This is a genomic window from Rhodovulum imhoffii, assembly GCF_003046545.1.
GTDB lineage: Bacteria > Pseudomonadota > Alphaproteobacteria > Rhodobacterales > Rhodobacteraceae > Rhodovulum > Rhodovulum imhoffii.
Map to the genome: position 1 here is coordinate 81,650 of NZ_QAAA01000007.1, position 11,607 is coordinate 93,256.

At 64.7% G+C, this 11,607-nt stretch carries 11 protein-coding genes; 4 read left to right on the forward strand and 7 right to left on the reverse strand.

Features of this window, described 5'->3' with window-relative positions; all coding sequences use genetic code 11:
• Nucleotides 1–35: 35 nt before the first annotated feature.
• The 4 genes from C8N32_RS07500 to C8N32_RS07515 form a co-directional block, all read right to left on the reverse strand.
• On the reverse strand, nt 36–1,037 hold the full coding sequence (locus tag C8N32_RS07500; protein WP_107892027.1) for a chlorophyllide a reductase iron protein subunit X: 1,002 nt from the start codon (nt 1,035–1,037) through the stop codon (nt 36–38).
• Nucleotides 1,027–1,974: a chlorophyll synthesis pathway protein BchC gene (gene bchC, locus C8N32_RS07505; RefSeq protein ID WP_107892029.1), complete on the reverse strand. Its 948-nt coding sequence runs from the start codon at nt 1,972–1,974 to the stop codon at nt 1,027–1,029. Before bchC ends, C8N32_RS07500 begins: the two co-directional genes overlap by 11 nt.
• A 112-nt stretch (nt 1,975–2,086) precedes the next feature.
• Nucleotides 2,087–3,238 carry a methyltransferase gene (locus tag C8N32_RS07510; RefSeq protein ID WP_107892031.1) on the reverse strand — a complete coding sequence of 384 codons (1,152 nt, stop codon included), beginning with the start codon at nt 3,236–3,238 and terminating at the stop codon, nt 2,087–2,089.
• Nucleotides 3,235–4,095, reverse strand: a complete 861-nt coding sequence (locus C8N32_RS07515; protein ID WP_107892033.1) for a polyprenyl synthetase family protein — start codon at nt 4,093–4,095, stop codon at nt 3,235–3,237. The genes C8N32_RS07510 and C8N32_RS07515 overlap by 4 nt, the downstream gene beginning before the upstream one ends.
• 114 nt (nt 4,096–4,209) lie before the next feature.
• Here C8N32_RS07515 and crtD point away from each other — a divergent pair, with 114 nt between their 5' ends.
• Together crtD and crtC are read left to right on the forward strand one after the other, a co-directional pair.
• Complete coding sequence (crtD, locus tag C8N32_RS07520) at nt 4,210–5,745, forward strand: 1-hydroxycarotenoid 3,4-desaturase CrtD (protein WP_107892035.1); 1,536 nt, start codon at nt 4,210–4,212, stop codon at nt 5,743–5,745.
• Nucleotides 5,742–6,617 carry a carotenoid 1,2-hydratase gene (crtC, locus tag C8N32_RS07525; protein WP_107892142.1) on the forward strand — a complete coding sequence of 292 codons (876 nt, stop codon included), beginning with the start codon at nt 5,742–5,744 and terminating at the stop codon, nt 6,615–6,617. The genes crtD and crtC overlap by 4 nt, the downstream gene beginning before the upstream one ends.
• 11 nt (nt 6,618–6,628) lie before the next feature.
• On the opposite strand, the gene tspO is transcribed toward crtC, so the two are convergent.
• Genes tspO through C8N32_RS07540 form a run of 3 tightly spaced genes read right to left on the reverse strand, consistent with a single transcriptional unit; the run spans nt 6,629 to nt 9,745 of the window.
• Nucleotides 6,629–7,117, reverse strand: a complete 489-nt coding sequence (tspO, locus tag C8N32_RS07530) for a tryptophan-rich sensory protein TspO (RefSeq protein ID WP_338110827.1) — start codon at nt 7,115–7,117, stop codon at nt 6,629–6,631.
• Between the two features lie 5 nt (nt 7,118–7,122).
• Entirely contained in the window at nt 7,123–8,193 is a 1,071-nt protein-coding gene (gene crtB / locus C8N32_RS07535; protein ID WP_107892037.1) for a 15-cis-phytoene synthase, read from the reverse strand.
• 1 nt (nt 8,194) lies between these two features.
• Nucleotides 8,195–9,745 (reverse strand): phytoene desaturase, encoded by a 1,551-nt coding sequence (locus C8N32_RS07540; protein WP_107892039.1) that lies wholly within the window; start codon nt 9,743–9,745, stop codon nt 8,195–8,197.
• 128 nt (nt 9,746–9,873) lie between these two features.
• Between C8N32_RS07540 and crtA the strand changes: the two genes are divergently transcribed.
• Entirely contained in the window at nt 9,874–10,599 is a 726-nt protein-coding gene (gene crtA / locus C8N32_RS07545; protein ID WP_107892041.1) for a spheroidene monooxygenase, read from the forward strand.
• Nucleotides 10,596–11,600: a magnesium chelatase ATPase subunit I gene (bchI, locus tag C8N32_RS07550; RefSeq protein WP_107892043.1), complete on the forward strand. Its 1,005-nt coding sequence runs from the start codon at nt 10,596–10,598 to the stop codon at nt 11,598–11,600. The genes crtA and bchI overlap by 4 nt, the downstream gene beginning before the upstream one ends.
• The last annotated feature ends 7 nt before the right edge of the window (nt 11,601–11,607 follow it).

Consider the following 11,607-nt stretch of genomic DNA (forward strand, 5'->3'; position numbering starts at 1 on the left):
CCAGCACCTCGTCCCAGCGGGAGAGTTCATCCAGATCAAACATCGTCGTACACCACTTCCAGCGACTTCTTCGGCGCGTAGTTCTTACCCCGCATATCGGCATCCGTAGCCGGTTCGAGTTCGAAATCCGCGCCGGTTTCATCGGCGCTGAACAGCCCCAGAAGCCCGTCCTGATCCAGTGGCCGGGGGCGCACCGGCGGCGCATCGGCCACGGCTTCGGCCAGCCCGGCGAACAGATCCCCCCACGGGCCTTCGTTTGTGCCGACGATCTGGTAGGCCGCAGACTTGCGGCGCAGATCCTCATCCTGGGGAATGGCGGCCAGAACGGGAATGTCCACGGCCCTGGCAAAAGCCTGCGCCTGCCCGGTGCCGTCATCCTTGTTGATGACCAGCCCCGCGACACCCACGTTGCCACCCAGCTTGCGGAAATACTCCACTGCCGAACACACGTTATTGGCAACATAAAGCGACTGCAGGTCGTTCGAACCGACCAGGATCACCTTCTGCGCCATGTCCCGTGCGATGGGCAGGCCGAAGCCGCCGCACACCACGTCGCCCAGGAAGTCCAGCAACACATAGTCGAAATCCCAATCGTGAAAGCCCAGCTTCTCCAGCAGTTCGAAACCGTGGATGATGCCACGCCCGCCACAGCCGCGCCCGACCTCCGGGCCGCCCAGCTCCATCGCGAAGACGCCATTGCGCTTGAAACAGACATCGCTGACGGTCACCTCCTCACCGGCCAGCTTCCTGGCGGTCGAGGTCTCAATGATTGTCGGGCAAGCCTTGCCCCCGAACAAAAGGCTGGTGGTATCGGATTTCGGGTCGCACCCGATCAGCAGCACCCGCTTGCCCTGCTCCGCCATCATATGGCTGAGATTGGCCAGCGTGAAAGACTTTCCGATGCCGCCCTTGCCGTAAATCGCGATAATCTGGGTTTTGCTGGTCGGCTCGGCCACGGGAATCTCCTCAAGCGGCGCGTTGGCCTCATCTCGCAGACGCTGGTCGAAATCTTTGAGGTCAGGCGTATCAAGCGTCATGGGAAGCTCCCCAGTTCAGGATCATTTTCAGACAGGCAGGGTCATTGAAGGCCGTCTCATACGCGACAGACGCGTCATCGGCGGCCACGCTGTGGGTAATCAGCCCCGACAGCGACAACGCCCCGGCCTCCACAAGCGTGCGTGTGGCGATCAGGTCATCACGATCCCACTCCGCCGCAATGCGCAAACGTGCCTCCTTCATGAAGGCGGGCGGAAAGGCGAACGAAAGCGGCTGAGTGTAAAACCCGGCCAGCACAACCTCCCCCCCCCTGGCGATACGGGTGATCAGGCTGTCGAGCAGGCTGCCCACCCCCGAGGCATCGTAAATCGTACGGTAATCCTTGCGCGGGTCATTGTCGGGGTGAAGCACCTCATAGTCCCGCGCCCCGGCGACACGGTCGGGGTTGATTTCCCACACGGTTGGCGCAGGCGCACCGGCGGCAAGGGTCAGCCGCGCCAGAAGGCGACCCAGAACACCGTGCCCGACGATAAGCTCCGGCATTTCCTTGTTGATCCCGGCCAGCGCATGGCGTGCCGTCGCCGCCAGCGCCAAAAGCGCCCCTTCCGGCCCCAGACCGGCATCGATTCGGGTAACGCGATCCGCCGCGGTCACCACCCTGCGGGCAGACCCGCCAAATAACCCGCGCGCTTCCTGGTAACAGTTGGCACCGGGAACGAAGACCCACTCTCCGGGCCTGAAATTCGTGTCCGCCCCGGCCTCGACCACTTCGCCCGCCGCCTCGTAGCCGGGCACCAGCGGGTAGCCCATACCCGGAAAGGGCGGCATTCGGCCCGTGTAAAACAGTTTCTCGGTCCCGGTGGAAATTCCCGAATGGGAAATCTCGACCACAAGATCCCCCGGCCCCGGCTCGCTCAGGGTCAGCCGGCCCAGCTCCAGTTCCTTTGGCCCGCGTAGAATGACCGCCGTGGTCTGCATCCGGTATCCCCCAGAATTTCCGATTGCGTCTTTGAACGAGACTCACCCGCACGGGTGCAGAGGTGATAAACTTTTTGTCAGTCTAGTCTGACAGTCAAAAGTGTCAACTTGTTTAGACAGATTCAGTGTCAGGTTTTGCCGGCTTGCGCGCCGTCACGACAGAGGCGATGAACGGGCGCGGAGCGTGCGGAACCTCGATCTCCGCGAACCCGGCTTCGGCCAGAAGCGCGGAGATCTGCGCGGCAGAGCGTGCCCGCCCGGTTTGCATCGCCATGCAGTAAAAGGCGAAATAGACATCCCCCGCCAGACAAGGGGCGTCCCCCCCCGTCATCGGCTCCGATACGATCAGTCGCCCCCCCGGGGGCAGTGCCGCGAAGACCTTGGCCAAAAGTGCCCGCACCGTGTCATCGGCATGGTCATAAAGCACCCGCACCAACGACACCGCATCCGCACCCCGCGGCAGAGGGTCGTCCCGGAACGACCCTGGCACAAGCGTGGCGCGTGCAGCCATGCCAGCCCGTTCAAACCGCGCCTGCGCGGCAGGAACGACGGCGGGCAGATCGAAGAGAGTCGTCTTCAGGTCGGGATATGCCGCCCCGACCGCCGCAAGAAATGCGCCTGTCCCGCCACCGATATCCAGAAGATGCCCGACACCGTCGAATCGCACCATGCGCAGGGTGTCCTCGGCGACCAGGGCCTGACTCTCGGACATCAGGCGGGAGTACCGGTCCGCCACGGCGGGGTCATCGGCACTTCCGGCCCCGAAAACATATGGCCAGAAGCCGGCAAGCTCCGTTTCCCGCGCCCCGCGCAGAAGGGCGACCGGGTCGGACATGTCGCGATAGAACACCTCGTGATGGAGAATCATCTCCGTCAGGCCCGGCACCCCCAACAGCGCCGCCCCGAGCGGCGCAAGCTGATATCCCCCCCGCACCCGTTCGAACAGGCCCAGCGCCGTGACCGCGTGGCACAACAGCTCCATCCGGTCGGGCGTCATCCCGACCGCGGCGGCCAGTTCGGAAGCGGGCCGGGGCGCATCGCGGGTGGCGGCAAGCAGATCAAGCTCCACCACCGCGAACAGCACCTGTGACTGGACAAACCCGGAGACAAGACCGAAAAGCCGCTCCCCATCCCGGCGCACCCTGCCACGGGTCAGGGGATTCCGGCTCGCCCAGGACTGGAATGCGGGCGAGCCCAGCTTGCGGTTACGCCAGCGCCGCCAGCCAAACCGCGGCACGGGGGCAGGAACGGCCGCATCGGTCATCCGGGGACCCGTTCCGGGACCAGACGTTCTGCCTGTTTACGGACCATCTGCGCCAGTGCGGCCTCACCGGGGCAGGCCGGGATCGAAGCGATCGCCCCGGACAGGATGTCCTTGAGGCGCAGAACCGCCCCCTCCACGCCAAGCTCCGAAACCGCGTTCGGGCGCAGGTTGATCACATCCTGACCGGCGGGCTTGCCGAGCGTCTCACTGTCGCAAAGGGCATCCTTTAGATCGTCGGCCACCTGAAAGGCTTCTCCGATACGGGCGCCCAGTTCTTCCCACGGCCCGGCTTCCTGCCCGGCGACCGCTGCGCCCATCTGGGTCGCCGCTATGAACAATGCCCCGGTCTTGGCCCGGTGGTAGGCAGACAGATCCACGGCCTCTTCGCTTTCCCAGCCCTGCCCGGCGCAAATGCCATAGGGGGAGCCCGTGCGCTTCCCGAGGATGCGGATCAGTTCCAGCGCACGCTCCGGCGCCAGATAGGCCTTGAGCGCGAGACTCTCGAACCCCATCACGATCAGGCTGTCACCGGCCAACAGGGCCAGCGGCTCACTGTAGGCCTTGTGGATCGTGGGCTTGCCGCGGCGAATATCGGCGTTGTCGAAACACGGCATGTCATCATGCACGAGGCTGGCACAGTGAATCAGTTCCAGCGCAGCGGCGGCGGTATCGGTCAGTTCCGGGATATCATCCCCGCAGGCCAGCGCGACCCCCATGCACAGGGTGGGGCGTATGCGCGCACCCCCCGGCGTGACCGCATACTCCAGCGCCGAGGCCAGCCGCGGCGGGGCCGTATCCCCCTGCCCATGACGAATGGCATGATGGATGGCCGCTTCGATTCGCGCCGGGATATCCATCCGGGTTCTCCTGTTCTTAACGGTCCCGCAAAGTGTCAGGTTCACGAGACATTTTAGATTGTAAATCAGAATGGACAGTCTATTTTCCCAAGTCAACAATCCTTGAGGCACCACATGGCCACAGCGGCAGAGAAGGTCATCGTCATAGGGGCCGGGATGGGCGGGCTTTCCGCCGCCATCCGGCTGGCCCATGCCGGGCTGGACGTCACCGTCGTGGACCGCGCGCCCGGTCCCGGCGGCAAGATGCGCACAGTCCAAAGCATCGCCGGCCCTGTCGACGCCGGCCCGACGGTAATGACAATGCGCCCGGTCTTCGAACAGCTTTTCGAGAGTACCGGCACCCGGATGACGGATTACATCACCCTGAACCGGCAGGACGTATTGGCCCGGCACTGGTGGCCCGATGGATCCAGCCTCGATCTCTTTGCCGACCGGGACGCCAGCCGGGACGCCATCGGCCGCCTGGCCGGGGCGCAGGCGGCGGCGGAATTCTCCGCCTTCTGCAACCGGGCAGAGCGGCTGTTCCACGCTTTCGACGCCCCGATGATGCGCGCCGCCGAGCCCCGCCTGGCCGGGTTGGCGGCCCATGTCCTGCGCAACCCGGACCTGATTCCGGCAATGGCTCCACTGAAAACGCTGGCCAGCAGCCTCGAATTCGGCTTCTCCGATCCGCGCCTGCGGCAGTTGTTCGGGCGCTACGCGACCTATGTCGGCGGTTCGCCGTTTCTCACACCCGCCGTTCTTGCGCTTGTCTGGCATGCGGAAGAACAGGGCGTCTGGCAGGTTGAAGGCGGCATGCACGCGCTGGCGCAAGCTCTGAAGAAACTCGCCACCGACAAGGGGGCAAGCTTCCTTTTCAACAGGACCGCCACGCGGATCGAGATTCAGAACGGCGCGGCGGCGGCAGTGCACCTGTCCGACGGGGGGCGCCTTCCCGCCGGGCGCGTGGTGTTCAACGGGGATCCCGCTGCGCTGTCCGCCGGGTTGCTCGGGGATCGCCTGCGCACCACCCTGCCCGCCGCAGCCACGCAACCGCGCAGCCTGTCGGCCTATGTATGGAGCTTTGCCGCCACGCCGCAAGGTCCGGACATGGTGCACCACAACGTGTTCTTCGCCGCCGACCCGCGCCAGGAGTTCGGCCCGATCGCCAAGGGCCACATGCCCCAGGATCCGACCCTTTACATCTGCGCCCAGGACCGGGGGACCGGACGCGCCCCGCACGGCACGGAGAGATTCGAGATCATCATGAACGGCCCTCCGGTCAACGGGACCGCCGCCGCGACCCAAAAGGAGATGGAAACGTGCCGGATTCGCACTTTCGAGACGCTGGCCCAGTTCGGCCTGACCTTCACCCCCAGGCCAGACGTGACGGCACTGACGACGCCGGAGCAGTTCGCCCGCCTGTTTCCGGCATCGCAAGGTTCCCTCTACGGGCGCAGCCCGCACGGAATGCTGGCGGCCTTTCGGCGCCCGACGGCACGCACCACGATGACAGGGGTCTACCTGGCGGGGGGCGGGGCGCATCCGGGCGCGGGCATCCCCATGGCAACCCTCTCCGGCAAGCACGCGGCCGAGGCGATCTTGACGGACCTTGCTTCGCCCTCGATGTCCCCGCAAACGGCTATGCATGGTGGTACATCGACGGCATAAGCCACGATGGCGAACGGTCGATCTCCATCATTGCCTTCATCGGTTCGGTGTTTTCACCATGGTATCGCTGGTCGGGGCGGAAAAACCCCGAGGATCACGTCTGTATCAATGTCGCCACCTACGGCAAGGGCGGCCGCTGGACGATGACGGACCGCGGGCAGGCCGCCCTGCGCCAAAGCCGCGAGACCTTCGAGGTCGGCCCCTCCAAATTGACCTGGACCGGGCAGGATCTGCACGTGGACATAGATGAGCTCGCCTGGCCACGCATGCATCGGCTGAAGGGCCGGATCACCGTGCACCCCACCGCGATAACCGATGTCGAACTGCCGCTGAAAGCCGATGGCAGCCATGTCTGGCGGCCTTTCGCCCCCAGTGCCGACATTACCGTGGACCTGAACCAGCCCGGCTGGCAGTGGGCCGGCCACGGGTATTTCGACGCGAATTTCGGAACTGCCGCGCTGGAAGATGATTTCAGATACTGGACATGGGCGCGCTTTCCTTCAGGCGATAACGGCGCCTACTGCTTTTACGACGCGGACCTGCGCGACGGCTCCGAACTGGCCGTGGGCATGAAATTCCATGAAGACGGGCGGGTCGACATGCTTGAGGACCTGCCTCCCCGGCAGCGGATGCGCCGGTCGCTCTGGACGGTCCGGCGCGAGATGCGCTCAGATGCCGGGTTCCGTCCCTATCAGGATCACGGGATGCTGGATGCGCCCTTCTACTGCCGCTCGGCGGTAAAAACCCGGATCCACGGCGAGGAAACGCTTGGCGTACACGAGGCGCTGGATCTTGACCGCTTCGCGACGAAACTGATCAAGCCCATGCTTGCCTGCCGCGTCCCGCGCCGGGCCGGCTGGAAATTCGGATAGGGAGGCGGCCTTCAGGCCGCCATTTCCTGTGCGAAGGGGTTCCTGCGCCAGACCGAGAAGTTGAGTGCGAAGGCATAGCTCGTCCAGACGACATAGGGCGCCACGATCAGGCCGGCAACAGGGTCCGCCTGCCAGAAAAGCACCACCATCGCCAGAACCGACAGCCACATCCCGCACAACACCACCAGGGCCGCACCCAGACGCCGCAGCCCGAAGAAGACCGGCGACCACAGCGTGTTGAAGGCAATCTGTAAACCCCAGACGGCCAGGGCATATGCCATGGCCGGCGCGCCGCTGATGGCAACCCGCGTGGCGGCGAAGGCCATCCCCAGATAAAGCGCCGTCCACGCCAGCGGGAACAACCAGTTGGGCGGTGTCCAGACCGGCTTGTCCAGCCGTTCATACCAGGAGCCGGGCGAAAAGAACGCGCCGGTCGCCCCCGCCGCGCCCGTGGTCAGGAGAAAGATCGAAAAGAGAAGCCAGTCAAATTGCATATCCATGAGGGTCAGATAGCGCGTCTTTGCAGCGGCTCAAATGCGTCACGACGCTGCGCCCACCGGCGGGCTTCACGTTCGCGGGCCTCAAGCGTCGCCAAAGCGGCGATCACGGATCCGGCGCGGCCTTCGCCCCATGGGTTTTCGTCCGGCTTGCGGTCGGCGGCGGCCTCAACCAGGAATGCGACCTCGGGCAGCGGTTTTGCATAAAGAACCGCGGAACGGGGCATCACCGTACTCAGCGCCGCCTGCGCGGAAGACATCCCGAGCCACCAGAGTTTCTGGGCCGTGCTGGTGTGTGCCCGGCGGTTGATGCTATCGTATTTTCCACGCGCTATCTCTCCGGCAATACCGGCGTAGATGTGGCGCGCGGCAAACATGCCGGGGCGGCAGGTCAGCGGCAGTTCAGGAAGGCCGGTCTCAGCCCGAAAGTAAAGCCGCCGCGCATCGGCCACCATGCGCTTGACAAGACGGCAGAGCTCCGGTGTCGGCCGCGGATCGTCAAAGAACCGCTCCAGCACGATCCCCGCCTCATCCAGCCACGCCAGCGGCAGGTAGATGCGCCGGGCCCGGGCGTCTTCGCCGACGTCGCGGGCGATATTGGTCAGTTGCATCGCCACCCCCATATCGCAGGCCCGGGCCAGCGCATGCGGGCAACGCACACGCATCAACACGCACATCATCGCCCCCACCGTGGACGCCACCCGCGCCGAATAGGCGTAAACGTCCGAGAGCGTGGCATGGCGGCGCTCCATCGCGTCCCATGCGAGCCCTTCCAGCAGAGCCTCGGGCAGGGTACGGGGCATATCGAATTCCTCCACCACTGCGGCGAAGGCCCGGTCAGCCGGAGCGTTCAGCGGCGTGCCGCTGTAGACCTTGTCCAGACGGTCGCCCAGCGACAACACGGCGGCACGCTTTTCGGTGTTCAGATCCACCGCATCATCCGCCAGCCGGCAAAAGGCATAAAGCGCCAGGGCCGGGTTGCGAACCTTGTCCGGCAGCAACCGGGAGGCCGCATGAAACGACAGCGACCCGGTGCGAATCGCTTCCTCACAATGGGCAAGGTCTGCGGGGTGAATCATGTCAGCCTGCTTTCACCGCATCGGGAACGAGCCTGGCCATCACCTCGGCAGAGGTCACCACGCTGGGCAGGCCCGCGCCGGGATGGGTGCCGGCACCGACCATGTAAAGCCCCCCGATCTCCTCGGAGATGTTATGCGGGCGGAAATTGGCGCTCTGGAAGATGCGCGGCTCAAGCGAGAACCCGGCCCCGAAAGGCGACAGGTAGCGGTCGCGGAAATCCACGGGCGTGAAACAGCGGCTGGCGCTGATATGTCCGGCAAAACCGGGCAACAGACGCTCTTCCAGAACGTTTTCCACCATCTTGCGGTAACGCTCGCCCTGTTCGGCCCAGTCGATGGGGGTGTCAGCGTGCAGATTCGGCACCGGCGACAAAACGTAGAACGTATCGTCCCCCGCAGGCGCCGCGGACGGGTCCGTCACGGTGGGGCGATGGACATAAAGGCTCATGTCTTCGGCCAGTTGTCCGCGCCTGAAGAAGATATCCCTGACCAGCCCCTTGTAACGGGTGCCGTTGACGATCGTGTGGTGGCCGACGTCTTCCCACAGGCCACGGGTGCCTTTGGTACCGAAATACCAGACAAACAGCCCCATCGACCAGCGGGCCTTGTCCAGTTTTTCGTCGGTCCAGCGCCAGCGGCGGTGGTTGCGCAGAAGCTGCCCGTACGTGAAACCCGCATCGGCGTTCGACACGACGACATCGGCGGTCAGGATTTCACCGCCTTTCAGGCGAACGCCGCGCGCCTTGTAATCTTTCACCAGGATCTCGTCGACCTCGGTCTCCATGCGCAGGGTTCCCCCCTGCGTTTCGACCACATCCGCCATCGCGCGCGCCAGTGCGGCGACGCCGCCCATCGCATAATGCACCCCGAATTCCTTCTCGAGGTGGCTGACGAGAATGTACATCGACGTCACGTTGAACGGATCGCCGCCGATGAACAGCGGATGGAACGACAGCGCCATGCGCAGACGCTCATCCTTCACGCGGCTACAGGCGTGGGCGTAAACGGACCGGTCGGCACGCAGCCTGCCGAAGATGTGCAGCACCTTCACCAGGTCCATCCATTTGTGCATCGGCTTGCGGCCAAGGTTCTCGAACCCGAACCAGTAACGCTCCTCGCTGTCTCTGAGGAACCGATCATATCCCGGCAGATCGTCGGGCGAGATGCGGGCCACCTCGGCGCGCATGGCCTCCGTCGACTGGCGGGCCGTGAACGTCTCTCCATCGGCAAAGCGGATCTCGTAGAACGGGTCCATCGGACGCAGGTCGACCTCCTTGTCGAAGTTGCGCCCGCAAGCGGCCCAGAGATCCCGGAAGACCTGCGGAACGGTCACGATGGTGGGGCCAAGATCAAAGCGGTGCCCGTTTTCATGAATCGCGCTGCCGCGCCCGCCGGGCACGTCCAGTTTGTCGATCACCGTGACCTGATACCCCTTTGCCCCCAGGCGCATGGCCGCCGCGAGCCCCCCCAGCCCCGCACCGATTACGATGGCCCTGCGGCCGGTGGATTGCGCAGCCTGATCGATCAGGCCCGGGTCTGCTCGTGTCATCATGTCGCTAGGTTAAACCTGTCCAGTTTAGTTTACAATGCTCCTACATAATGTGCGGCGCGGGCGGGAGACACCTTGCGGTCGCACCCTCAGTGTCACAAAAGATTGACAGCCCGGAAGGAGAATCGCCAATGCAGGTCGTTACCCTCAGCTATTTCCGCTATGACAACTGGGCCTCCCGGTTCGAAGCCTTCACCCAGATGGCCCGCGCGCGCTACGCGCTGCGCAATGTCGAGGGGCTGGAGTTCTTCAAGCTCATGGGTACGGGCTCGGATGCCGGGTTTACCCCCGTTCCCAACGTGAACGTCAACGCCATCCTGGCGGTGTGGAAGGACATGGAGACCGCGAAGAAGGCCGTCCATGACAACCTGACCTACCGGATCTGGCGCGATCATTCCTGCGAAATGTGGACGCTCTACATGGCGGCGACCTCGGCGCGGGGCAGGTGGTCGGGGGCGGAGCCCTTCACACCGCAGATGAAGGAAAAGCGCGGCCCGCTTGCGGTACTGACCCGCGCCACGCTGAAATTGCCGGTTGCACTCCAGTTCTGGAAAGAGGTACCCGACATTCAGGACATGGTGAAGGAAGACCCGGACGTGGTCTTCAAGATGGGCATGGCCGAGGTGCCTTGGGTGCAACAGGTGACCTTCTCGATCTGGCCGAATGCAAAGGTCATGAACAAGTTCGCGCGGGGCGATTGCCCGCATGCCCGCGCCATTCAGAACGTGCGCGACGGCAACTGGTTCAAGGAAGAGCTTTACGCCCGCTTCCGCATCCTCGAAGACGAGGGCACATGGGAGGGCAAGAGCCCGCTTGAAAAACTGAAAGCCGAAAAAACCGAAGAAGAGGCGGCATGACACAACCTTTCCCGTTCTCTGCCATCGTTGGGCAGGACGAAATGAAACAGGCAATGATCCTGACCGCGATCGACCCGGGCATCGGCGGCGTGCTGGTGTTCGGCGACCGGGGGACGGGGAAGTCCACCGCCGTGCGCGCCCTGGCCGCCTTGCTGCCCCCCATCCGGGTGGTGGCGGGCTGCCCGGTCAACTCCCCCACGCCTGACAAGTGCCCCGACTGGGCCCATATCGCCCAGCACGACATCGTCGAACGCCCTACCCCCGTGGTGGACCTGCCGCTGGGCGTGACGGAAGACCGCGTCGTCGGCGCGCTGGATATCGAAAAGGCCCTGACCAGCGGCGAAAAGGCGTTTGAGCCCGGCCTCCTGGCCCGCGCAAACCGCGGCTACCTTTATATCGATGAGGTCAACCTGCTGGAAGACCACATCGTGGACCTTCTGCTGGACGTGGCCCAGTCGGGCGAAAACGTAGTGGAGCGTGAGGGCCTGTCCATCCGTCACCCCGCGCGGTTTGTTCTTGTCGGTTCCGGGAACCCGGAGGAAGGCGAACTGCGCCCGCAACTTCTGGACCGCTTCGGCATGTCGGTAGAGGTGACCTCGCCCAAGGACATCGACACCCGGATCGAGGTCATCCGCCGCCGCGACGCCTACGAGATGGACTACGAAGGCTTCATGTCGCACTGGCGCGAACAGGACGCCGCGCTGCGCGACCGCATCGTCACCGCGCGCGGCAAGCTGCCTGCGATGGAGACACCGGAGGAGGTGTTGCGCGACTGTGCGGAGCTGTGTCTCGCGCTCGGCTCCGACGGGCTGCGCGGAGAACTGACACTGCTGCGCACCTCCCGTGCGCTGGCTGCCTTCGAGGGCGCGGAGAAGGTCGGGCGGGAGCATGTGCGCAAGGTCGCGCCCTCGGCCCTGCGCCACCGCCTGCGCCGCGACCCGCTGGATGAGGCCGGGTCCACCACCCGTGTCGCCCGCGTCGTGGAGGAGGTGCTGGCGTGAGCACTCC

Excerpts from the sequence above, each read along its gene's own strand:
- bchC (WP_107892029.1), bottom strand. The coding sequence starts at position 1,974 with ATGCAGACCACGGCGGTCATTCTACGCGGGCCAAAGGAACTGGAGCTG.
- C8N32_RS07510 (WP_107892031.1), bottom strand. The coding sequence starts at position 3,238 with ATGACCGATGCGGCCGTTCCTGCCCCCGTGCCGCGGTTTGGCTGGCGG.
- crtD (WP_107892035.1), top strand. The coding sequence starts at position 4,210 with ATGGCCACAGCGGCAGAGAAGGTCATCGTCATAGGGGCCGGGATGGGC.
- crtA (WP_107892041.1), top strand. The coding sequence starts at position 9,874 with ATGCAGGTCGTTACCCTCAGCTATTTCCGCTATGACAACTGGGCCTCC.
- C8N32_RS07500 (WP_107892027.1), bottom strand. The coding sequence starts at position 1,037 with ATGACGCTTGATACGCCTGACCTCAAAGATTTCGACCAGCGTCTGCGA.
- bchI (WP_107892043.1), top strand. The coding sequence starts at position 10,596 with ATGACACAACCTTTCCCGTTCTCTGCCATCGTTGGGCAGGACGAAATG.
- C8N32_RS07515 (WP_107892033.1), bottom strand. The coding sequence starts at position 4,095 with ATGGATATCCCGGCGCGAATCGAAGCGGCCATCCATCATGCCATTCGT.
- C8N32_RS07540 (WP_107892039.1), bottom strand. The coding sequence starts at position 9,745 with ATGATGACACGAGCAGACCCGGGCCTGATCGATCAGGCTGCGCAATCC.
- tspO (WP_338110827.1), bottom strand. The coding sequence starts at position 7,117 with ATGGATATGCAATTTGACTGGCTTCTCTTTTCGATCTTTCTCCTGACC.
- crtB (WP_107892037.1), bottom strand. The coding sequence starts at position 8,193 with ATGATTCACCCCGCAGACCTTGCCCATTGTGAGGAAGCGATTCGCACC.